This window comes from Candidatus Thiodiazotropha sp. AKIB8, from assembly GCF_058244675.1.
Window position 1 is genome coordinate 13,321 of the sequence record NZ_JBSYOO010000048.1, and the last position, 23,029, is coordinate 36,349.

The 23,029-nt window shown below is 48.0% G+C and carries 23 protein-coding genes; 10 read left to right on the forward strand and 13 right to left on the reverse strand.

What is annotated here, in order from left to right; all coding sequences use genetic code 11:
• Positions 1-26 precede the first annotated feature (26 nt).
• Positions 27-431, forward strand: coding sequence for a 50S ribosomal protein L17 (rplQ, locus tag AC4IFB_RS16700; RefSeq protein WP_490776161.1), 405 nt, complete (start codon positions 27-29; stop codon positions 429-431).
• 300 nt (positions 432-731) lie between these two features.
• Here rplQ and AC4IFB_RS16705 read toward each other — a convergent pair whose 3' ends face one another.
• Positions 732-1,385, reverse strand: coding sequence for a cytochrome b/b6 domain-containing protein (locus AC4IFB_RS16705; protein ID WP_490780760.1), 654 nt, complete (start codon positions 1,383-1,385; stop codon positions 732-734).
• Between the two features lie 414 nt (positions 1,386-1,799).
• On the opposite strand from AC4IFB_RS16705, the gene AC4IFB_RS16710 reads away from it, so the two are divergent.
• Positions 1,800-2,354, forward strand: coding sequence for a TrmH family RNA methyltransferase (locus AC4IFB_RS16710; RefSeq protein WP_490776163.1), 555 nt, complete (start codon positions 1,800-1,802; stop codon positions 2,352-2,354).
• 371 nt (positions 2,355-2,725) lie between these two features.
• On the opposite strand, the gene AC4IFB_RS16715 is transcribed toward AC4IFB_RS16710, so the two are convergent.
• The 7 genes from AC4IFB_RS16715 to AC4IFB_RS16745 form a co-directional block, all read right to left on the reverse strand.
• On the reverse strand, positions 2,726-3,325 hold the full coding sequence (locus AC4IFB_RS16715; RefSeq protein WP_490776164.1) for a histidine phosphatase family protein: 600 nt from the start codon (positions 3,323-3,325) through the stop codon (positions 2,726-2,728).
• 55 nt (positions 3,326-3,380) lie between these two features.
• Positions 3,381-4,265: a regulatory signaling modulator protein AmpE gene (gene ampE / locus AC4IFB_RS16720; protein ID WP_490776165.1), complete on the reverse strand. Its 885-nt coding sequence runs from the start codon at positions 4,263-4,265 to the stop codon at positions 3,381-3,383.
• Positions 4,266-4,447: 182 nt separating this feature from the next.
• Entirely contained in the window at positions 4,448-4,996 is a 549-nt protein-coding gene (gene ampD, locus AC4IFB_RS16725; RefSeq protein WP_490776166.1) for a 1,6-anhydro-N-acetylmuramyl-L-alanine amidase AmpD, read from the reverse strand.
• On the reverse strand, positions 4,993-5,403 hold the full coding sequence (locus AC4IFB_RS16730; RefSeq protein WP_490776167.1) for a CBS domain-containing protein: 411 nt from the start codon (positions 5,401-5,403) through the stop codon (positions 4,993-4,995). Before AC4IFB_RS16730 ends, ampD begins: the two co-directional genes overlap by 4 nt.
• Positions 5,400-5,750 (reverse strand): P-II family nitrogen regulator, encoded by a 351-nt coding sequence (locus AC4IFB_RS16735; protein ID WP_490776168.1) that lies wholly within the window; start codon positions 5,748-5,750, stop codon positions 5,400-5,402. The genes AC4IFB_RS16730 and AC4IFB_RS16735 overlap by 4 nt, the downstream gene beginning before the upstream one ends.
• Before the next feature lie 22 nt (positions 5,751-5,772).
• On the reverse strand, positions 5,773-6,543 hold the full coding sequence (locus AC4IFB_RS16740) for a DUF1538 domain-containing protein (protein ID WP_490780761.1): 771 nt from the start codon (positions 6,541-6,543) through the stop codon (positions 5,773-5,775).
• Positions 6,540-7,271 (reverse strand): DUF1538 family protein, encoded by a 732-nt coding sequence (locus AC4IFB_RS16745; protein WP_490776170.1) that lies wholly within the window; start codon positions 7,269-7,271, stop codon positions 6,540-6,542. The genes AC4IFB_RS16740 and AC4IFB_RS16745 overlap by 4 nt, the downstream gene beginning before the upstream one ends.
• 649 nt (positions 7,272-7,920) lie before the next feature.
• Here AC4IFB_RS16745 and AC4IFB_RS16750 point away from each other — a divergent pair.
• From AC4IFB_RS16750 to nadC, 3 genes are all read left to right on the forward strand, one after another.
• Positions 7,921-10,260 carry a DUF1631 domain-containing protein gene (locus AC4IFB_RS16750; RefSeq protein WP_490776171.1) on the forward strand — a complete coding sequence of 780 codons (2,340 nt, stop codon included), beginning with the start codon at positions 7,921-7,923 and terminating at the stop codon, positions 10,258-10,260.
• A 191-nt stretch (positions 10,261-10,451) separates the two neighbouring features.
• Positions 10,452-10,796, forward strand: a complete 345-nt coding sequence (locus tag AC4IFB_RS16755; RefSeq protein WP_490776172.1) for an FKBP-type peptidyl-prolyl cis-trans isomerase — start codon at positions 10,452-10,454, stop codon at positions 10,794-10,796.
• Positions 10,796-11,638, forward strand: a complete 843-nt coding sequence (gene nadC / locus AC4IFB_RS16760) for a carboxylating nicotinate-nucleotide diphosphorylase (protein WP_490776173.1) — start codon at positions 10,796-10,798, stop codon at positions 11,636-11,638. Before AC4IFB_RS16755 ends, nadC begins: the two co-directional genes overlap by 1 nt.
• A 74-nt stretch (positions 11,639-11,712) precedes the next feature.
• Here nadC and AC4IFB_RS16765 read toward each other — a convergent pair whose 3' ends face one another.
• The 5 genes from AC4IFB_RS16765 to AC4IFB_RS16785 form a co-directional block, all read right to left on the reverse strand.
• Positions 11,713-11,949 carry a hypothetical protein gene (locus tag AC4IFB_RS16765; RefSeq protein WP_490776174.1) on the reverse strand — a complete coding sequence of 79 codons (237 nt, stop codon included), beginning with the start codon at positions 11,947-11,949 and terminating at the stop codon, positions 11,713-11,715.
• A 123-nt stretch (positions 11,950-12,072) separates the two neighbouring features.
• The gene (locus AC4IFB_RS16770) at positions 12,073-13,272 is read right to left on the reverse strand and encodes an SUMF1/EgtB/PvdO family nonheme iron enzyme (RefSeq protein ID WP_490780762.1); all 1,200 of its coding nucleotides are present in this window, start codon (positions 13,270-13,272) and stop codon (positions 12,073-12,075) included.
• A gap of 172 nt (positions 13,273-13,444) precedes the next feature.
• A complete protein-coding gene (locus AC4IFB_RS16775) occupies positions 13,445-13,744 on the reverse strand; it encodes a TusE/DsrC/DsvC family sulfur relay protein (protein WP_490776176.1) in 300 nt (99 codons plus the stop codon).
• Positions 13,745-13,848: 104 nt separating this feature from the next.
• A complete protein-coding gene (locus AC4IFB_RS16780) occupies positions 13,849-14,550 on the reverse strand; it encodes a HugZ family pyridoxamine 5'-phosphate oxidase (protein ID WP_490780763.1) in 702 nt (233 codons plus the stop codon).
• A gap of 68 nt (positions 14,551-14,618) precedes the next feature.
• On the reverse strand, positions 14,619-14,933 hold the full coding sequence (locus AC4IFB_RS16785) for an MTH1187 family thiamine-binding protein (protein ID WP_490776178.1): 315 nt from the start codon (positions 14,931-14,933) through the stop codon (positions 14,619-14,621).
• Between the two features lie 752 nt (positions 14,934-15,685).
• On the opposite strand from AC4IFB_RS16785, the gene AC4IFB_RS16790 reads away from it, so the two are divergent.
• The 5 genes from AC4IFB_RS16790 (at position 15,686) to AC4IFB_RS16810 (ending at position 22,824) form a co-directional block, all read left to right on the forward strand.
• Complete coding sequence (locus AC4IFB_RS16790) at positions 15,686-16,504, forward strand: mechanosensitive ion channel family protein (RefSeq protein WP_490776179.1); 819 nt, start codon at positions 15,686-15,688, stop codon at positions 16,502-16,504.
• A gap of 42 nt (positions 16,505-16,546) precedes the next feature.
• A complete protein-coding gene (locus tag AC4IFB_RS16795) occupies positions 16,547-17,368 on the forward strand; it encodes an OmpA family protein (protein WP_490780764.1) in 822 nt (273 codons plus the stop codon).
• A gap of 443 nt (positions 17,369-17,811) precedes the next feature.
• Positions 17,812-18,498, forward strand: a complete 687-nt coding sequence (locus tag AC4IFB_RS16800) for a response regulator transcription factor (RefSeq protein WP_490776181.1) — start codon at positions 17,812-17,814, stop codon at positions 18,496-18,498.
• 180 nt (positions 18,499-18,678) lie between these two features.
• Positions 18,679-20,076, forward strand: coding sequence for a FecR family protein (locus AC4IFB_RS16805; RefSeq protein ID WP_490776182.1), 1,398 nt, complete (start codon positions 18,679-18,681; stop codon positions 20,074-20,076).
• Positions 20,077-20,163: 87 nt separating this feature from the next.
• Complete coding sequence (locus AC4IFB_RS16810) at positions 20,164-22,824, forward strand: CHASE2 domain-containing protein (RefSeq protein ID WP_490780765.1); 2,661 nt, start codon at positions 20,164-20,166, stop codon at positions 22,822-22,824.
• Positions 22,825-23,029: the final 205 nt, after the last annotated feature.

The following is a 23,029-nucleotide window of genomic DNA, read 5'->3' on the forward strand; positions in this document are numbered from 1 at the left end:
ATTTTTGAATTTGGGGAAGTCGACCCATGCGCCATCGCAAATCAGGACGGCAGCTTAATCGGAACAGCAGCCATAGGAATGCCATGTTTAGAAACATGGCGGTCTCTTTGATCAATCATGAATTGATCAAGACGACTGTACCCAAGGCTAAAGAACTGCGTAAAGTTGCTGAACCGCTCATTACCATGTCAAAGACAGATAACGTCGCTAAACGGCGTCTGGCTTTCTCTCGTCTACGTGATAAATCAGCTGTCGGTAAGCTCTTTGCAGAGTTAGGCCCAAGATATCAGGCTCGTCCTGGTGGCTATGTGCGGATTCTGAAATGTGGCTATCGTGCTGGTGATAAGGCGCCTATGGCTTATGTTGAACTGGTCGACCGTCCAGCGGTTGAAGAGCCAGTAGAGGAAGCTGAGGCGGATACTGAAGAATAAACCAGCAGGGTTTAAGAGCATAAAGAACCCATACAGCAATGTATGGGTTTTTTTATGTTCGTTATCTATTCAACCTCAAAAAATCAGTTGACCGCTGATATCTGACGTAAGTAAATGATACGCCACTTCAATTGATGAAGTTTTTGCTCACCCATTGGGTAAACTCATTACCGCTACATCGATTTGTGTAAAAAATCAGCCTTTCCGGAAAGACGTCAATACCAGCGGTCAACTGCCACAAAAGTGGCGATCGTGCAGGTTTGCCGTAAAAAAATAAAGCATATGGGGGAATTAATAGCACTACTTTTTAAGTGTTTTCATTAAGTCATCCAGATCAATAGCTTGGGCTGTTTGCTTTTCTGCTTCCTTGATCTCAAATATGCGATGTCCATTGATCATGCCTGATATGTCTGCATTTGAACTACCAAGATCATGGGTGAAAACCGCAATCACATGGAGAAGTGAATACCAGGCGATGATCTGGTAGGTAATATGGTGAAGGTCAGTCATGCTCATTCCAAAAATAGATGGCATTTCGTTGAGTAGCACAAAGCCACTTATCACGCTCAAAGTCAGTACAAAGAAAAAGACCAAATAGATTGGGCCCCATAGTGGATTATGGCTAAACCATTTTGGCAGGGGTGATTTACCAAGGGTTAAGTAGAACTTAACAACCTGTAATGCTTGAGATATGCGGTGGAGATTCGGCTCACAGTCACTGATGTGCTCAGCACCCTTTCCAAAAAAGAGAAGGAAGAGTCTGATCAGAAGGCCGGGTAGTAGTATTGCGCTGAGTATGTAGTGGATTTCGTGGAGGTCTGTGGATGAGAGGAGCTGGTTGTTGAGCAGAAATCCAGTAGCCATCAAGCCAAGGGTCGGGAATGCGATAAGCCAGTGCGACACCCTTAGCCAGTGACTCCAGATTAAAACACGGGTAACGCTATTGGTTTGCATGGTAATTCCTGTCACTGTATGAATAAGCTATATATTACGCTGTAAGGAGAGTATTGATCGATGTTGTTCATAGGGTTTTTAGTTTTTTTAGGTCTCAATGGTGATGTGGATGATAGTGGAGAATGGTTGGCTGCAGAACTGTTCAAATTCAACTGGTATAGGCCTGCTAGTGTACCCCGTCATAGATTCTGTAACATTCAGAGCCCCGCCCCAATACGTCAGATCAAGGCGTGGCTCGCAGGGAATGGCAGGCCCTTTACAAGAGCAACAATGCAGAGCTGGCGTATTGGGGCGGCTCCCTCCGGGGCGCGGCTAACCCCTTCCAGACTCGCTGAATGGTACAGAATCTATGACGAGGTGCACTAGTGCTAATAATATCCAATACATTCAACTAATTTGGCATTGATAAATAACATGTTGAGGCAAAGAAAGAACAAAAGAGAGAAGCGAGAGGCCAGGGATCAAGCCCTCCTGCGTTACCAAAAACAGCGACAGCGTAATCTTTTAGCTAAACCTGGTGTAAATGAGTTTATTCTGGTTCTTGATCACATGAAAGCAGGGTTCAATGTGGCCAAAATTTTTAGAAGTGCAGAAGCCTTTGGGGCTTCAGAAGTTCATCTTATTGATATTGGTCCTTTCGATCCATCGCCTGGAAAAGGTGCATTCAAGAAGGTGCCCGCTAAATTTTTTAATAGTTTTGAGGAGAGCTATCAGGATCTTGTTGCCCGGGACTATGACATTGTAATGTTGCAAGGCGGCTGCGGACGGTTGTCCACTGATGTAGCCCTGAGCAGGAAGAGTGCCTTTGTTTTAGGTCACGAAGAGTGGGGGCATAGCTTTCAGCAGGAGGAGTACCCGGATATCGATTGCCTCTCCATACCTCAGTATGGCCAGGTTGAGAGCCTCAATGTTGCTGTTGCGGCATCGATCGTTATGTATGAATACGTGCGACAGCACTCATCGAGATAAGATATCTGATGAGAGAAATCTTTTTATGTTGAACTAGTGACTATAGGTCCGGTAGATCAACACTTTTTGTGGATAATACAGTTATAACAACAACTGAGAGCGCAGCAATTAGTAGCCAAGACATATCAATCATCCTCTATATTAATAACTACCGATTCTATGTCGGTATGGTTATTTATTGGTCGTTAGGTATAAAGGCTAAGCCATAAACTTAGCTTCTTCTGTGACTTATAACTGATTTAGCTTAAGTTAAACTTAAGCGAAGTGTGATCGGCGTCACATTAATCCCTCTGGCGCTAATTTTTTTGGTGCAGATATTTTAGGCGTTGGGCGTCAAATATCTCCAGGGGTACAAATTTTTTACATATGTATCAAGGTGTTGTTTTACAGACAAATATTATGGTTGGCGGCCGCTCTTGATCGATTTCTATTCTGGAGATAGTGGCGGTGCCAATAGACAAGCGGTACATGGATGCCAAAGGTGCGTTCAGTAAGTGGGTCAGGATGCTTCTAATAACCCCGGCATGGGTAACCATAAGGATATGCTTTCCCGCATGTTCTGAGGTCGCCTCGATAAAGGCTTGCTGAACTCTGTTACTGAAGCTATCCAGAGACTCTGCGCCTGTTGGTCGGTTGGTGATGGGATCGTGGTAAAAACGGTTAAGAATATTTGGGTCAGTTGCGCGTAGTTCATCTCCAGAGTGGCCTTCCCACGCTCCAAATCCAACTTCTTTCAAGCGATCATCATGGATGAGATCGATTTTCAGTTGGTTACTCAACTCTAGAGCAAATTCACTACATCGCTTTAGTGGCGAGCTTATAGCAACTTCCCAGGGAGACTCCTTAGATGTTGCATGTCGCATCTCCTGCCACCCTTTCTCGCTAAGCGGGTCGTCGATTTGCCCCCTGTAACGTCTACCTCCAACAGGCTCACCATGACGCATCAGATCGATTATGGTTTTTTGACTCATAAGGGGAGATTAAGCAAAAAATAACCAGGGCCTGTTAATACGACTCGGATCGGCCCTAGATCAGACCTGTAATGGTGAGAAAAGTCAAAATTACGAGAAACACAATCAGACTTCTCCAAATCAATGCCATCGCGGCCTTGGGCAGGTATGAATAGAGATGTGCCCCGGCATAGGCTTCGTCGAGTAGTGTGGTCAAGCGCATTGCTCCACTACCTGTACAGATCAAGGTACCGGTATTACTGTCACTGAATTCGCTATGACGGCTCTCCTGATAGCTTCTCCAGCCATACAGGGCATCCTCGAAACTACCAGCGATGGCGTAACAGAATGATGTGATTCTCGCTGGTACCCAATCTAAGATGGTCAACAACTGTTTGGCGTTTAATTTGAAATCGATATCCTGCGCAGCCTGATCTGAGCTGGGTAGCCAAGTAGCCAGGCGGTAGAACATAGCACCTAGAGGGCCAAGGATTACAAACCAGAAAAGTACAGCGCTTGTGCGTCGATTGGCCTGTTGTAATGCGGCTTCAGCCACAGCTTGAGAACAGGCAGGTTCACTGGTTGGTGGTTCATCTTCGATAATCACCCGTGCGACATCTCGTGCATCGGTATCATCATCTTCAGCAGCAGAGACATATTGGTTGATCTGTTGGTCTAAATCCTCTGGTCCCAGGGTGTAGAGGAGAACGCCAATGGAGAAGATGACTGCAGGAATTCCTAACAGACTATCTGCGAAGAGTTGTTGAAGAACGGCAATACCCAGAAGGGGGGGCAAAAGGAGTAAGATCAGTCCGAAAAGGCCTTGTTGCAACCAGTCGGGTAGATTTTGCAGTAGCTGCCACTGGCAATATCTGGAGAACCAGCGATGATTTCGCAGGTGGATATGCTCTAGTAAAAAACGCTCTGCTATCAGGCAGATAAGTATGATCGTCAATGTCATCGCGAGAGTTTCGGCGAAAGTGAAGAAAGTTTCAAGTTGTGAGTGGGGTTTTTATAGAATTTGCGATCTGTTTACAGTGATTCCTGATTAGCATCCTATGCACTACCCCTATCCATTCAGATGCGGAACATGCTGATCGTCAGTTGAAAATTAAAGTGATGATGGAATATCCGCCCTTTGTCTCAAGAATGCAATAGACTGAAGTAATACTCCCAGTCAAACAGGGGGCCAGGGTCAGTTTTCCTTCCTGGTGCTATGTCAGCGTGTCCTGTGATGCGCTGTTTGGTAATTGATGGGTAGCTGTTCATAATCTGATTTGTGGCTACAGCAAGACTCAGGTACTGCTCTTCTGTAAAGGGTGTATCGTCGCAGCCCTCCAGTTCAATGCCAATTGAGAAATCGTTGCAACGCTGCTGTCCACAAAAGCTTGATTCACCAGCATGCCAAGCCCGGTTGTGAAATGGAACATATTGGACAAGCGAGCCATCACGTCGTATCAGAAGGTGGCTGGAGACTTTCAGGTCTTTGATTTCATTAAAGAATGGGTGAGCGTTAGCGTCAAGACAGTTCATGAACAGGTTATCAATCCATGATCCTCCGAACTCTCCCGGAGGAAGACTGATACTGTGAATTACCAACAGGTCTATCTCCGTACCAGGAGGGCGCTCATCCTGGTTGACCGAGCTTCTGTAGACGGCACTCTTGAGTAGGCCGTTTTGCAACTGCTTCAAGGCTGATCTGATGAGGGGAAGCCTTTTAGCACCATGTCAGTGTAACTGACAACGCCTATTACCTCGCCTTGCTCCACTACAGGTGCCCTGTTCAGTTCAAAGCGAGCAAACATTCTTGCGCAATATCGTATATCCATCTGCGGTGAGACGGTAAATGCCGGTTTACTCATGATTTCGTATATGTTGACCCGCTCAGGAGCCCTGTCTTTGGCAAGCACCTGACGGGCGATGTCGGACAGGGTAACCAAGCCGAACTCATCATGTTCATGGCGTTTTTTAACAATCAGAGACTTGGTTTCGACATGGGTCATCTTATCCAGAGCCTTCTGGACAGTATCCATTCCATCAACCATGTCAAAGTTGCTTTTCATTACGTCACGGACGCGGACTAGTTTGTTATCGTTCATAACTCCTCCTCGATCACTTGTGAAAGAGACGCGATCTGGTGACTGACACCAACTGCATCTTCGATGTCTATCTGGAATGCAATGCCGTTTCCCGGTTGGTCGTCAAATTCACCCGCTTCGGAAATCTTTTCCAATATCGTCCGGCTAAGGTGTTCTTCTACCAATAACAGAACAACATCGCGCTGTGTGTCCAGGGTAAGTCCGAGGAAGGTTTTAGACTGTTCTATCCCTTCTCCACGAGCATGATTGATGACTGTTGAGCCTGTCGCTCCGGCTGCCCGGGCTGCTTCAAGTACCTTTTCAGTGGTACTGTCCTCTACCAGAGCGATGATGAGTTTGAAGTGCATGTGGATACCTCGAATTAATCACTCAATTTTGATGTTTACGACTGCGCCATTCACTGAGCTGGGCGTAAGCCATAACTGACATAATGGGAAATAGACTTGCAAAGGCGATCAGACCAAATCCATCCAGCAAAGGGTTCCTCCCTGGGATATTGCTAGACAGGCCAATGCCTAGTGCGGCCACCAGAGGGACCGTTACGGTGGATGTGGTTACACCGCCTGAGTCATAGGCCAGGGCAATAATAGAGCGTGGCGCGACTGTGGTCTGGAGCATGACAACCACATAGCCGGCAATAATGTACCAATGTAGTGGTGTGCCGGTGATGATTCGATAACTACCCAGGGTTATACCCAGCGCGACACCGATTGCCACCGCTATGCGTAACCCCCCCTGACTGATAGCGCCAGCTGAGACCTGATTTGCCTTGATGGCGACAGCGATCAATGAGGGTTCTGCAATAGTAGTTGAGAAACCAATACTTGCAGCAAATAGATAGACCCAAAAATAGTGATGCCATTCAACGCTTTGTCCCTCGGTGGGTATGTTTAGCAACTGCGGAGAGGTGAGCTGGCTGGCCATTAGTTCGCCAAGTGGGAAGAGGGCAAGATCGAGACCTTCCAGGAACAGTGCCAGTCCGAAAAGCACCATCAGAAAACCAATTGCAATCTCTCTGGCGTTTTTCAGAGGGCGGCGCAGGACGAAGACCTGAAAGCCGACCAGAATGGCTGCAATTGGCAAAATATCGAGCACTGTTCCGCCCAGTATGGAGAGAAAATGCCAGATACCCTCAATCATAATATGATCCCGTAAAACATAACGAAAATCATCGGTGTCAAAGATGCAAAGGCGATAAGCCCAAAACCATCTGTCATCGGATTTCGCCCTTTGATACTCGAGGCGAGACCGACACCGAGGGCGGTTACCAGGGGCACGGTGACTGTTGATGTCGTGACGCCGCCTGAGTCGTAGGCAATACCTATTATCTCTTTGGGCGCAAAAGCTGTCATGATGACAACTCCGAGATAACCACCAATGATCAGATATTGGACGGGCCAGCCTTTAACTATTCTGACAACGCCGAGAACGATGGCAAAGCCCACAGAGAGCGCTACGGTATATCTGAGTCCCTGACTGTAATCATGCATGGCTTCCGGTGAGTCTTTTATCATCCCACCTGTCGCTGCAATTTTTGCTGCTTCCTCAGCAATTTTGATTAATGCGGGCTCTGCGACGGTTGTACCGAAACCGAGGGAAAAGGCGAACAAGAGTAGCCAGGAGAGACTGCCTTTTCGGGCAAAGTTCCAAGCCATGGATTCACCGATAGGAAATAGACCCAGATTCAAACCTTCGATAAACAGGCTAAGGCCAATGAGTACCAACAGAGTGCCGACCAGTATCGAACTGAGGTTGGGGATGGGTTGTTGCAGAACCACCAGTTGAAAAAAAGTGATGACAATAACGATCGGCAGCAGATCGCGAAAACTACTGAGGAGTGATGAGAATAGGCGCCGGATTGTATTCATAATTATTTATCGGGCCGGTTATTTTTTTCGATCAAATCGAATCGGCTGGTTTTTTCTTGGGGCTATCCCTTTAGCCCCTTAGAACAATACATTAGATTTGAGTGCGCTTCTATTTCATTTCTCTTAACTTAAGAAATGTCTTAAGGACACCTCTAACTGCTTATGCCCTCTGCGCGACTCTTGTCGCCAAACTGCGCCGCTTCTGGGCTGTGGATCTTCGCAACAGCTGGGCTATTAGGTGTGATTTTCGCCTTGAGTCGCTCCATTTTGATGGTCAATCTGTTCAGCCGATGAGATGCTCAGAGGTTCCTTAAACTCCTGAATTCTCAATTCAATGGTCTCTCTGCTACAATAGAGGTGGATTTAATTTCCCGAAAGTTGCTTTTTTACGTAGCTTTTCGAGCTCGATATATTACACGTGCTACCCTAATGTAATGACAGAAACTGTTGATTGAACAGGCACTTGGTGCTAGTTTTTGAATAGTGTATCCATTGAGGATGCTGAATGGCCACTATCCGTGTATGGTTCTTTTGTGAGGCTATTCGCAGACGCTGTTCCTTTGCTAGCATAGCCTTTCATCAGATGCAGGCTAAAGGGACTTGTTCGCATCTGCTTGGGTATAGGCAGGATTCTTCAAGTGACTTATAGATGCAAAGGCAAGATAACATTATTACTTTCGGCTCGGCTGTGCCTCGTCAGAAAAACATGACGCTTGATAGTGGCGGACGTAGGATTGTGTCTGAATGTCGCAATCTGATTGTTAAGACTATTCCCAAATTAATGAGCGACTTGTTCGAGAATCTCGATGATTCTCTATACGAAATGGCGAACAAGTCAGAAAATAATGCCCTACAGAACATCTATTTTGATTCCATGCGTGAGCTGCGTAAGCAGCGAGCAGGGATCGACCGCAACTTCACTCAGGAGCTTCTGCGAATTTATGATCGTTACTGGGAGACTGGAGATATCCAAGTCAACCAGCCAACCCTGGATGAGTTGAGCCGGGATTCCGAGATGTCCCTGGTGGAAAATGATGAGCTTGAGGACTCTTTGGCGATTACCAATATGGTGAGTAAGTCTGAGAGCCGCTATGCCAAAGAGCTATTTGCCATGAGCCAGAGGTTTGCCTATGTGATTGGTGGTGGACGGGTGGATGAGCATGTGGCACAGCGTTCTCCATTAGAGCCTGGAGTAATCTGCAACGCCTTTCAATCAGCTATGGTCAACGTGCCGGTCGAGTTACCGGTCAGATTGGTTGTTTATAAATTATTCGATCGTCATGTGATGCACTATATCGGTGGCCTCTATGATGAGGTCAACCTGCTACTTGGTCGCGCCGGCGTAATTCCTAAGTTGACACCCAAAGTTCGTCGCAATCCTGTTGCGCCCAGTGTGCGAGGAGAGGGTGGAGAGAGCTATCTGGCAAGTGACTCCTCTTACGCGCCGTCAACCTCAAGTCAAAATCCTGAGAGTCAGATGGCTACCGCTGGGGATGTGCAGGCAGAGGTTTTCGCTACTCTGCAACAGCTTCTGGGCACTCGCCGCACCACGACTGGCAGTAGCATGCTGACCTCTAGTCTGATGCTCTCAACACCTAACGGAAATGTCCCGGTGGTGGATACTGGGGAGTTGCTGGGCGTGCTTTCAGCAATTCAACAGTCAAATGTGGTGATGTTACCCCAAGGGCGCAGGATCAGTCAGACACTGAATCCTGAAGAGATGAGGGCTCGTTTGGTCAGTGACCTGCAAATTGCAAAAGATGGGCAGTTGACCCGCTCACTGGGTGATGCGGACAACGATACCATTGATGTCATCTCCATGTTGTTTGAGTTTATTCTCGATGACTACAGCCTTCCTGATGCCATGAAAGCACTGATCAGTCGATTGCAGATCCCAATGCTTAAGGTGGCAATCATCGATAAGTCTTTCTTCAGTGAGAAGATTCATCCAGCTCGTCGTTTGCTGAACTCTCTTGCTAAGGCGGCTGTCGGTTGGAATGACACAGGGGATCGGGTAAACGATACCCTTTACAGCAAGATTGAATCCACCATCAAGCGGATACTCAATGAGTTTCATGATGATCCTCAACTGTTTGCCGAACTGGATGAGGAGTTCACCGGCTGGTGGGAGAAAGAGCAACGTGGCGCTGAGATCGCTGAAAAACGTACCAATCAGATTACCCGAGGCAAAGAGCAGCTGAAGTCAGCTAAGCAGATTGTTTCGGAAGAGCTCAACAAACGCTTGCAAAAGCAGAAGATTGTGCCCCAGGCAGTGATGTCAATTCTGGAAGATGGGTGGAAGGATGCGTTACTGCTGATCTACCTGCGAGAGGGGGATCAGAGTCAGGATTGGGAGGGGGCCCTGGAGATCGTCGATCGCCTGCTCTGGAGTGTACAACCTAAATCCGAATACGCTGAACGCCAACAACTGTTGCGGGGAATACCCGAGTTGTTACGCAAGGTTAGAGAGCGTTTAAACAGCATCTCTTTCGATCAACATAAAATGGCCCGCCTCTTCAAAGAGCTGCAAAATTGTCACATACAAGTGCTACGCGGTGGTGATGGTGGTCAGGTGAGCACCCCCGGAACTCAACCAGTCAACCAGTATGAGATCCATTTTCCAGACAGTCAGTTGACTGCGGATGACACCAGTCAACTTCGTGAATTGGCAGATGAGGCCATTTCAGATAATGATGAATACTCTCAACTAGCCAAAGACCTTGAACCAGGCAGCTGGTTGGAGATGGCCGACGGAAGCACTAAAGTCCGGGTCAAGTTATCCTGGAAGAGTAAAGTGACTGACACATATATCTTTGTCAATCGCAAAGGTATGAAGGCTAAGGAACTGACCTCTGCCGGGCTTGCCCAGCAGCTTCGTGAAGGCAAAGCCAGAACTGTCGAAGTCTCCACTACACCGATCATGGATCGTGCGCTTGATGCCATGCTCAGTGCATTAAAGAACACCGATGCCTCATCTGCATCAGCCTAGGGCATAAGCAGTTACATAGAGGTGCCCTTAAGCCTATATTGGTCTCTCTGAGAGTTCGTCAGCGACGCTACGATGTGGGCCAGGTTCTTCCTTTTTATCCCTGTCGTTGACTCGCAGAATTTCACCGCTAAACTGCTCTCTTCCCGGAAGATAATGGGTTTTCCGGAATTCTTTTTAATTGAGAGAGTGTGATGAGCGAAAAGATTACCGATTCAGGCTTGAAAATAGAAGAGCTTCACGAGGGTGATGGCGAGACAGCAGAGTCTGGTCAACAGGTCACTGTACACTACACCGGTTGGTTACTGGATGGTGATAAGTTTGATTCATCGGTTGATAGAGATCAGCCCTTTAATTTTGCCCTCGGAAAAGGGATGGTGATCCGTGGATGGGATGAAGGTGTAGCGGGTATGAAGGTCGGTGGTAAACGCAGACTGACAATCCCGCCTCAGTTGGGTTATGGCGCGCAAGGTGCTGGTGGTGTAATTCCACCAAATGCAACTCTGGTATTTGACGTGGAACTGCTAGCTGTCTCCTGATGAATTTACTATCCAGTCGATATCTTATCAGCGGTCAAGTCAGTCAGGCATTGGCTGAGGATCTTGGTAGTGGTGACCTTACCGCTGCCTTATTGGATCCTGCTGCGGTCATCCAAGCGCAAATTATCTCCCGGGAGTCTGCGGTGATCTGTGGTATTCCCTGGGTCGAAGAGGTCTATCGACAACTCGATCCGGCAATTGAAATGGATTGGATGGTGGCTGATGGTGATGCTGTATCCACAGATCAGGTGCTTTGCCGATTAAACGGGAATACCCGGGCACTGTTGAGTGGAGAGCGTTGTGCTTTAAACTATCTGCAGACCCTGTCTGGTACTGCAACTACTGTCAGGCGCTACGCTGACGCAGTTCAGGGTATGAGTGTCAGGATCATGGATACTCGAAAGACAATACCTGGGCTTCGTCTACAGCAAAAATATGCGGTACAGTGCGGTGGTTGCCATAATCACCGGGTGGGTCTCTATGATGCAGTATTGATCAAAGAGAATCATATCCGGGTGGCTGGATCGATTGCTGCTGCGCTATCCAAATCCAGAGAGCTGGTGCCAGAGGGTGTCACTATCGAGATAGAGGTGGAATCCCTTGATGAGTTGGAGCAAGCGTTACAGGGTGGCGCTCAACGGGTGCTGTTGGATAATTTTACACTTCAACAACTACGTGATGCGGTGAAGATGGCTGGAGGACGTGCCACTCTGGAAGCGTCCGGAGGGATTCAGTTAGAGTCGATCAGGGAAATTGCCGAAACCGGTGTCGATGACATCTCAGTTGGCGCATTGACCAAGGATGTTCGAGCGGTCGATCTCTCGATGCTGTTTGAGCGCTAGTATGACGAGGTACACTAGCGTCAGTTGGTAGACAAAGCGGGAGTCAGGCTTTCAGCTGAGATTGTTTTGTGGGGTTAAACTTTCTCGTCGATCAGCGTTCCCAGAACCTCGTCCGCAGCTTTAATGGTTTTAACCTGGGCTTTGATCTGGTTGGCATGCTGCTGCATCTCAACCATGGAGCGGGATAGATCTTTGGGTTTAGTCTGTTGTGTCTGATTTGTGCTGGCAATTTCAGAGGCGACACGCCTCATACCCTGTAGTCCTTTATGGATACCCTGCAGTGCTGTTCCAGTGATTGAATTTATGCCCATACTTACAACAGATCCTGGTCGAAATCGGCTCGTTCTAACCGGTTAGTTGGCAGGTTCGGCTAAATCTTTAATAGTTTCATTCGCAAGTGGTCGATTTGTCTCTAAATTGATGAATTCACTTCCTTAATTCCATTTATGAAGTGGTGGGAAGACTAGCCTTGCAGATGTGTAGTGGTGGCGCTCGGAGGGTAAAGCCCAATGCCGATAGCTGGCGCGCCTCAGAACCTTTTGGGTATGGACGCTACCACCCTTTAATACATGATTGTTACTACTAAGCAGCTCTTTGGACGTTGATTCATCTGGAAAAGGCTGAAATTCGGGGTAAGGATGGAGTCTATTGCTGCACCACTCCCAGCCGCGACCAGAGTGGGTTAACACGCCACTGCGGGCAGCCATCTCCCACTGATATTCGTGCTGTAAAATTGCCCCGGAGAATTGATCCTGTTGCTGGGAAGCCCAACTGGCAAAGGCTTCTGCTTCATAGAGATTGATGCCGGTAACCGGTTCATCAGGGGGAAGGTGAGATGGGCCATTTAATGCGACCTCATACCAGTTACCCAGGGGATCCTGTTGCCAGTATTCCGGGTGGTCTGCTTGATGTTGTAACTGCCACTCCCAGCCCGCTTCGCTCCAGTATGTTTTGTTCTGATATCCATTCGCCTGCATGAAACTAAGAAATTGGGCGTTGGATACTGGTGTCAGGGCGGTTCGGTAACCGCTTAATTCAACTGCTTGTGGTGGTAACTCATTATCATAGGCGCGGGGGTCATCCCTCGAACCGATGCGATAGTGTCCTTGTGAAAGTTCTTTAGTCTCCCAGCTTGGGGGTGCTGGCTGTAATGGTTGCATGCAGAGATAGCCGGGAGTTGTCTGCCGACAGTTAAGTTGGTTGATAACAAGCAACATGCACTCATAGAGTTTCGCCTGCTCCTGAAGCAGATACCAGGCAAGGCGGTCATCTTTCATCAACGGGTGATCTGGAATGCTTCCAGGTGTGGCCAGCAGGCGCAGGTGCTCATCCCTTATCTCTGCACCCCAGTTGATCAAGTGATCGGTAGGGGGAAGATTCTCACACTGCTCCTTAAGGCTGATTGTGCCTGGCGTAAAGAGGTGTTTGACTCGGCTGCTGAGGCTATCATCAGCGCAGAGTACTGACCGCAGCCAATAGAGCTCCAGATAGACACCATTGCCAAAATACCAGTTCAATGAGGCTAGTGTGGGGTGGTGCTGGGTTGCGCACTCCTGATCACTTCTGGATTCGAGAAGATGCTGTTGCATCTCGTATAAACCACTCAACTGACTGAGAATGGCCGGTGCGGTCATACTGCTACTCCACAGGCTAAAACCGCACAAGTGTACCCCGCAAGGGGTTCGCTGATCCAGTAAAGTGCTTAAACCAAGATTACGCAATGACCACTGATAGCTTGCGTCAGGGGCTGATAGGCCGTATCAATTAATGGTATCACCAATGGTCATCAATAATCTCCCGGCCGGGCTATACGCAGCCTGTTGGCTTTGGGAGGCCGCCATATTTTGTGATTGGTTTCATTGGGCCGGTAAGCCACAGCTCAAACATCGCCTTCTTGTCCTCGCCAAGATATTTGGAGAACTTGCGAATCGGAGGTACTACGTTGAATTCATTGTAGTACTCACGCGCTTTCAGAATCTGCTGCCACTTCTCATCAGTGATTTCGTACTCATCCTCAACGGCCATCGCATGTGCTATTTCTGGGCTCCATTCATTCATATCAGTGAGATAGCCATCTCCATCGCGTTCTGGGATTTGTGTGCTCATTTGTACTGCTCCTATTACCAAGTGAAATGGTTGGTTATTGCTTGGTGAGGAGTTTAAGGGCAACGGGGTCTGGTTATCTACCCTTAATTTTGTAAGGGATTAGATTAATCTGCCTCTATTCTCTGAATAAACTCGGCTATATTTTCGCAGGGTTGAGTCATATGAATGCGACGCAGGTGCTCTCCCTCGCGAAAATCCAACCCTAGTGGGTCTGCGCCAATTGCTTCCAGGGGTGACGATGTAGGTTTAATCCCCTGCCTCTGCAGATAACGATTGAGCAGTTGGTGGTCATGAGCGTTCAGCTGAAACAGTGCTTCGGATTCTTCGGATGTCGAATAGGGTGCGAGTGGCTGTATACGACTAGCATCGAACCAGCGTGCCGATCCGAAACCACCGATGAAATAGTATTGTTGAATGGTGAGTCGGTAGAAGTTGAAGTTTAACTCCTTCTGGTAACGTCGAGCAGAGGGGTAGTAGCGAAAATAGCGTTCTGAAGCTGATGTTGAATTGATGGGTTCAGCTTTGGCCAGACAGGTCAATCGGGTCAATTGCTGAACATCACCTTCCCCTGTTTCACTGAGCGTTAGCGAACATAGGGGATTAGCATCGAGGTTTCTGGTGTGTTGAGCCAAATGAGAGATTAAGAGCAAAGGATTACCCTTTGGATCACGGCAGATCGGCAGTAGAGAGCCGAATGGGTAGCCGGGGAATTTTGTGGAGTGGGTGGATAAAATACCACTAAAACTTTCACTCCAAAGTCTGTGAATACTCTGCAGCAGGTCTTCTGATGAGGTTTCGTTGTTCATATTGTTCTCATAGTCTCAGTGGAAGGTCTGTCTCTATTCTCAGGTCTGCCTGAGTATATAGCGGCTTGCTATGTTTTTATCTCACCAATATGCGCCTCGATCGATTGTCTCTTTGACTCCAGGCGATTGTTTTGTCCAACACGGATATCCATTTTTATCGCGGTATAGATACGATTGCAGCCCGCACCATTGAGTAATTCGGTGGCTTTTTCCACAACCTCCAAGGCCTGGTTCACCCTGTCGGTTTCGATCAGTGTTCCCATCGCAGTCAGTTGATAGTTGATGCCGCTCTTCCTGATCATGTCGATTACCTGACTAACTTCCCTGCTTACGCTCTCCCCCTGGTCCAGTGGAAAGATACTGAATTCTAATAACACTGACATTGGTCAACCTTAATAAGTATTTGAAAAAAAGCGTAGCTTAATTTTCTTGGAAATGGTGTTTATTGCAATAATTGTGCGGGAAATACGCGATTTTTTGTAAAAAAACTTTGTAACGGATGGTCTGTTGATATGCTGCACGATTTTTTGAGCAGGAATCAAATCGACTGTTTGAACCTTTTTTTTTGATTCTGAAGCCTTTAGCGGACAATCTAGTAGGCCGCTTGGTAACACTCAGAGCCCCGTTAGTGGGCCAAGGCAAGGTGCACTTCTCCGGGAATGGCATGTCCTTTCTAAGCAGTGCAACGCAGCATTGGCCCAGTAGCGGGGCTCCCTTTGGGCCGTACCACAAGCCCCATTGGTGCTGTTTGCTCGCTTAAATTAGAAACGGCTAATCTTGCTCCCATGCCTTGCTAATGGCGCTTGTGGTGCGGTTGAGGGTTACCGAATTTAGCGAGCGGCTCACAAGCCCAGAATAAGTAAGTTTACAATTCTTCACAGGTAGTCGCTTTATTCCTAGGGGTATCTTACCTAAGCTGCGGAACCATACTGTTGTTGCTTACTAGAGGGAAGGGGCTTTATTCACAAGGTATAGTTCAAATGAGGAAGGATCTGTTTATAACCCGTCTATTAAGTGGGAAATCAAAAGCGATTATCTGGTAAATAGATGTTGCTGGATTGGCAGGATTGGCGATCAATAATCCGCCTGTGATCGATTTTTAACTAACAACGAAAAACTGTTTGGGAGAGAAAACGTGGATATATCAATTGACACTCTGATGAATACATATGTTATTCCTTGGGGCACAAAATTTGTCATGGCACTACTGGTATTTATTATCGGTCGCTGGATAGCGAAGGCATTGACAAATACGATGCGTAAAATCATGACCAAAAGCGATGTCGACCCGATGCTCGTCAGCTTTTTGGGAAATATTGTCAATACTGCCTTGCTGGCAGTTGTGGTGCTTGCCGCATTAGAACAGCTGGGTGTCAACACGACTTCTGCATTGGCCATTCTTGGTGCTGCCGGCTTGGCTGTTGGTTTGGCTCTGAAAGATTCACTGGCCAGTTTTGCTGCTGGGGTGATGCTGATTATCTTCCGCCCCTTCAAGCTCGGTGATTTCATAGAAGCTGGTGGTGTATCCGGTGTGGTCGAGGATATTCGTATTTTTCATAGTGTGCTCAAGACAGGTGATAACCGTGAAATCACCATGCCCAATGCACAGATCTACAGTGGCACGATCATCAACTACTCAGCTCGTGAAACCCGTCGGATCGATTTGGTCATCGGTATTGGTTATGACGACGATATCAAGAAAGCAAGGGATTTAATCGAGCAGATCTTGAAAGCGGATGAAACCGTGCTTAAAGATCCTGCGCCTACCATCATGCTGCTGGAGTTGGGTGAGAGCAGCGTTGATTTTGCTGTAAGACCCTGGGTTAAGTCTGGTGACTATTGGACAACCAGAGCTGCCCTGCTCGAGGCAATCAAGACTCAATTCGATCAACAGGGGATCAGTTTCCCTTATCCGCAAAGAGACATTCACATGATTCAACAGAGTGCTGCCTGATATCTGGGTGGTCTTAGATGAAAGCAACTGAGGTATATTTATATGAAGAAGCAAATTAAGTGCACCCTGGCCTTGGCCATATTGCCGGTTCTTTTCAGTGGTCAGGTTAGTGCTGAAAAGGGATTGGCTTACGATGCGGCAGGCTCGGTTTGGCGCACAGGTTCAGGTGAATGCTGGACAACATCTTTTCGTGACAAGGCGAACCAGGAGAGCGGCTGCTTTGGTGAACCTGAAGTTGAGATGGCAGTTAAAGAGGGTGATGCAGATGGTGATGGTGTTGTCGACAGCCTTGATAATTGTCCCGGTACAGCGGCCGGTGTAAAGGTCGATGCCAAGGGGTGTCCCCTTGATAGTGATGGCGATGGTGTTGTTGACGTAGATGATAAATGTCCTGGTACCCCCTCAGGGATCAAGGTCGACGCCGCGGGTTGTGAGTTGGATAGCGATGGGGATGGCGTTGCTGACAGTCAGGATAAGTGTCCGAATACCCCTAATGGTGCAACTGTCACACCTGACGGTTGTGCAGTAAAAATTGTGTTGCAGAATATCCAGTTTGAATTGAATAGTGACCGGATTGGCAGTGATTACAGTGGTGTTATCGAACGAGTCGCCGCATCTCTGAAATCCCGAAGTGATATCAAAGCTATAGAGGTTGTCGGTTATACCGATTCCAGTGGTGCTGCAAGTTATAACCAGGTGTTATCTGAAAAGCGAGCGAAGGCTGTTGCTGATGCGCTGATTGCCCAAGGTGTGGATCAGGGGATGATTTCAACCAAAGGGATGGGTGAAGCTTCGCCTGTAGCAGATAACAAGACATCTGAAGGCCGGGCTCAGAATCGTAGGGTTGAGTTGGGATTGAACTAGTAAGCTCGGATTGAAAGGATTAAATCGATCTCACTTGAGATTTGCAGCTTTTCCGGGCTGGTTGGTGGTTTGCCAATTGGCTCGGGATTGCAGCTTTTACAGGAGCGTCAGTGTGGTGATCCGGCAGCCGGTAGGTATATCAGATACTGATGACTGACCGTTGCGACTTGGGATCTCATATGGATGCATATGGATCAGGATAGGAGTTACTCTTCTGCTGACACTGCCGGTTTAATTAGTGTTAACAGCCCCTAGTGGTTTCATTGTGAAGGAATAGCGAATAATATGACAGAGGGGTTAATTTGGATTCAGGGTTTAAATGACTCATATGGGGCTGTAGATATAAAAAATAGCAACATAATGGCGTTACCCTGCGCCTATAGTAGTCGTTTCGCAATACGCCAATTCCGCGCGCAGGCGTGTTGCATGGATGGGAGCAGCCCATGCGTATAGCCTATTTGGAAGACGACAAAGTACAATCGGGTGTAATGAAGGAGTGGCTTGAGGCAGAGGGATACGTCTGTCGAGTGTTCGATAATGCTGAGGCATTTATGCACGAGCTTCGCCATGAGACATACGATTTGTTGATAATGGATTGGGAGTTACCTGGAAAAAGTGGTGTTGAGGTGCTCTCCTGGTTGAGGGAGGATCGAGAGTGGGATCTACCTGTCTTTTTTATTACCCATCGAGATGGGGAGCAGGATATTATTGAAGCCCTCGACAAGGGTGCTGATGACTATCTGGCAAAACCGGTTAATCGAGAAGTTATGCTGGCCCGCATCAAAGCGTTGGTCAGACGTCATAGCGGTCGAAGAGATTTGATTCGGATCTCTGATTTTACTCTGAATAAAGAGAATAAAACCCTTACCTTGAAAGATGTTCCTGTTGAAATGACAGAAAAGGAGTTTCAACTGGCCTGGATGCTGTTTAGCAATATCGGTCGACTGCTGTCGAGAGATCATCTTTTGGAGAGTATATGGGGATTTGGGCCTGGATTGATGACCCGAACAGTTGATACTCATATAAGCCGTTTGCGTAGAAAATTGGGTTTGAGCCCAGAAAATGGATGGCGCTTGAAAGCGGTTTATCATCAGGGGTATCGTCTTGAGCAGCTTGAAGGCGAAGAGTGAATTAGCCAATTCACCACACTTGATTCTTTCTGAAGGGTTACAGGAAGATTTCACGGATTTGAATTGAACACTGAATGAGGTTGTTTCGATTCGGTTGTTAGTCGTACCTTGAATTTTTTTGCTTTGGGCGCTTTAGTCAGGATTTGAATTAAAGCAGCGTTATGTGGATGAAATCGGCTGATGCCTGAAAACCATACTTTTAAAAACAATTTCCCCAGTTGTATCAACACTACTCTGTCCAAGTTGTGGTCAATTGTCAGAGTCGCTGGGGTACTCTCTCTCCTGTGTGCCCTATATTCCAACCAGGCCTGGTCAGAGGATTGGATCTATCGGCTACATGAAGGGGAAAACCTGACTCTGGTAAAGGAGCGTTTTCTCAAACCGGAATTCACCCCGGAGCAGTTGCAGGTTTTTAATGGTATCGAGAAGGATCGAGAGATCCCGGTGGGAACAGAAATCCGGGTTCCCATCGATTGGATGAAGGATCAGCTGGCCGGTGTTGAAGTCAATTATGTGTTTGGTGAAGCGACTGTTACACGTCGCGCCTCCAGTCTCTCGGAAGTGGTCGTGGCTGGGGCTATTCTCAAAGCGGGTGATCGAATCATTACCGGGGCCAGGTCTGCAGTCTCGTTGTTGTTTGCTGATAAGTCAGTGCTACTCGTAGGAGAGTCCAGCGAGGTTCTTTTTGATGCGCTCTCATCTTATGAAGGCATAGGCATGCTGGATACCCGCATACGATTACAGCGTGGGCGGGTGGAAAACCGAGTGACGCCATTTAAACGTCCAGAGTCCCGATATGAGATACATACTCCCTCAGCAGTTACCGTTGTGAGGGGAACTGATTTTCGAATTTCAGCTGATACGGACGATGATCTGACACGTAGTGAAGTCACTGACGGTGAAGTCGAGGTTTCAGCTCAAGGGGAATCAGTGTTTGTGAAACAGGGGGAGGGTACTCTTGTTAAGTCAGGAGAAGCGCCATCTGAACCCCGAAAACTCCTGCCGGAACCAGATATGAAACATTTGAGTATGGAAAAGCATGATCATGCACTGCTGCTCGAGTGGCCTCAATTAGCTGAAGCAGTCGACTATCGATATCAGTTAAAAGATCGTGATCAAGTCATCCTGTCAGTAGGCGTTACTCACTCTAATCAGGTTGAACTGCCGCTTATGACAACAGGGGATTACTCATTTTCCTTGCGAGGTATCGATGCTCTGGGATTGGAGGGTATGGAGGGTGAAATAGACTTTCATTTCGATGTTCAACCGGTTCACCAGAGCCCGCCGGTTGCAGCCCCCATATCAAAAGCGCCAACGATGAAAAAACCCAGGTTTTTTCAGCAAGGAGTAGCCTTCGAGTGGACGGCAACTGAAGCAGCCTGGGCATATCGGTTCATACTGGCTCGCGACCAGGCACTCAATGATATTCTCTTCGAACGGCTCTCCTTCGATCAAGGGTTCAGCACCAGTTCTCCTGGTCCGGGACGCTACTATGTCGCTGTTGAGGCTCTGATAGAAGATAGGGATGGGGGTCTTCTATCCAATAGCTACCTCCTCGAGATTCCCGGTTGGTATTGAGCCTATGAAAACAGACTTTCTGCAGAGAGTCTCTCCTTTATCCTCTTGTTTCAGTCACTATTAGAAAGTCCATATTAAAACGGAACCATGTCGAATCCCAGGCAAACAACAGCAGTTAAAAGAGGTCGTGGCGGCTTTTCAGAGTCGGTTAGAAGTGCCTTGATTTTGCTATTGTTTACTGCATTTTTTGCAGCCAGTGGTTGGTTGTTGCGCTGGGATCATCTTCTGTACGACCTGCAGATGGGGGGTAAGTCAGTTCCTGCTTCTGATGATATCGTGATTGTCGCGATAGATGAAAAAAGCCTCAAGGCTTTGGGGCGATGGCCCTGGTCCAGACGGGTACACGCGGAGTTGGTTGATGAATTAACTCAAGCGGGGGCAAAAGCGATCGTGTTCGATATCCTCATGGCTGAAGAGGATAGACTGGATCCAGAGGCAGACATTCGACTGATTCAATCTGTTGCGGCGAGTGAGCGTGTATTCATGCCGGTGATACTGGAACAGCATCGCCAGGGGGGGATGTTGATAGAGTCCATGCCGTTGCCTGCACTCTCCAATGTGGCTGCAGGTTTGGGGCATGTTCATATAGAGCTGGATACTGACGGTATTGCTCGTGGTGTCTTTCTGTTTGAGGGCTTGGGTCAGGCCTACTGGCCTCAATTGATGTTGAGTGTGTTGAATTGGCTCGATCCAGACAAGTACGATGTAGAGAGTAAACAACTGACTGAGCATGCGCCCAATGTACATGTGATCAGTCGGCATACTTATCGTTTAATCCCCTTCTCCGGTCCAGCAGGGTATTACAACAGGTACTCTTACAGTCAAGTGTTGGAAGGCGACTACCTGCCTGATCTGTTTCGTGATCGAATCGTTTTGGTGGGTGTGACTGCAACTGGGATTGGTGATGCGTTGCCAACGCCGCTGTCTGGATATGGCGTACCCATGCCCGGGGTGGAGATAAATGCAAATATCCTGGATAGCTTACGCAGTGGTGAGACAATCACTCAGGTAAGTTACCTCACGCATCTTTTGCTCAGCACCCTGGTGGTTGTCTTACCGTTTCTCTTCTATCCCTATTTTCCAACCCGAGCCGCCCCTTTGGTTTCTGTGGCGTTGGTTATGGGGTTTATCCTGGTAAATTGGATTATGTTGCGCGGCTTGGAAATCTGGTTTCCTCCCTCTGCGGCGCTGCTGGGTTTGACCTTGAGTTATCCGCTATGGAGTTGGCGGCGTCTCGACCAGGCTGTGCGCTATTTGAATGAACAACTAGAGCGCATGCAACGGGAACAGAGTCTGTTACCCGTTCACCTGCCTCCTGGTGATATAGCTTCAGCAATGCAGTTTCTCTCCCGTTTGATGCCGCTTCAGGGGTGGGCGGTCTATGATTCCCGCAGCGGTCGTCAACTGATGGGTGATGGCGAAACCCTGGGTTCCCCCCTTGATTCACTTGCTGAAGGCCATTGGCAGAGAGCCGGTGCAGAGATTTGGACCCTGGTACAGCGTCCGGATACGTTTTGGCAGCTTGGTTTGTCCTGGCCCCGGAATGCTGTGCCTGAGGGGCGCGCTCTACGATTGGTAAGCGACTTTGCCTATCAATTTTCTGAGAAGCCCCTGGCCAGTCAGGGCAGTGTATTGGAGCGTGTCGAGTTGCGAATGCAACAGATGCGGGAGGCTACAGTACGCATTCAACGGTTTCGTAATCTGATCCGAAATGCTGTTAGTCAGATGGATGATGGGTTGATGGTCATCAATAGCCACGGTCAGGTGGTGATGTCTAATCCAAGGAGTGCATTCTATTTAGGTCACAGCGATGACAAGGAGCTATTGGGGGAGGATGCCTACCAACTGCTAAGTGTTCTTGATGTACAGGGTGGCGAGACCTGGGACGCTATTTTTACAAAGGTAATGCTGGCTAATGAGCCTGTGCGTTTTGAAGCTGTTCGTCGTCCTGATACAGAACTCTTCGTTCAGTTGAAATCTCTGGTCGGGGTTGAAGCTGAAACGCATGGCATGATCATTAATCTCTCCTATATTGGCACCCTGAAGCAATCGGAACGCACCAGGGCAAAGATGCTTAACTTCTTATCCCATGACATTCGTTCGCCTATCACCTCACTGCTCTCTTTGACCCAGTCGCAAATTAAACGTAAGGGTAGTGCAGATGACTTGGCTGAGGCGATAGAGCCCTTGGCGCGACGTTCGTTAAAGCTGGCAGACGACTTTCTTCGTCTGGCGAGAGCGGAGGCGGTAGAGGATCAATCATTTATTGAAGCTGACTTCGTCACTATTGCCTATAACGCCCTGGATGAGATCTATACCAAAGCTAAGGCGAGTAGTGTCGTTCTGAAGAGTCAGTTTGATGAAGATGAGATTTGGATGCATGGCGATCCAGGGCTGCTCGAACGGGCACTATTCAACCTGCTGGAAAATGCAGTCAAATTCTCCCCCCGGGAGAGTCAGATAACCTTGAGTGTCTATAGAGAAGCCGCTCAGGTAGTGTGTGATATTGCAGATCAGGGTGCAGGCATACCTGAGGATCAGCTGAATGAGGTTTTTCTGCCCTTCACTCAATCCTCATACCACGCCTTATCCGATACGAGAGGGGTTGGTCTGGGTCTTAGTTTCGTAAAGGTTGTGGCTGAGAAGCACCACGGCAAAGTGTCTGCCCGAAATAATGATCAGGGTGGTGCAACATTTTCGATGAGCATGCCTTGTGAGAGCAATGACCCTCTGGGTGATAGCGCATAACTGATTGTTCCTCAACTCCCTTTCCACCACTTTGTTAAAAATATATCTCTTCCCTTCCGAAATAAAAGGGTCAGAGTGGAATGGCACTTACTTAAGGGGATTTGTTACGTAGAACGAGAATTTTCTGAGGTAACCAAGCTATTTTGGTGGGGCAGGGCCCCACCCTACGCCCTGAATTGAACGGTAGGGTGCACCAAAACGGCTT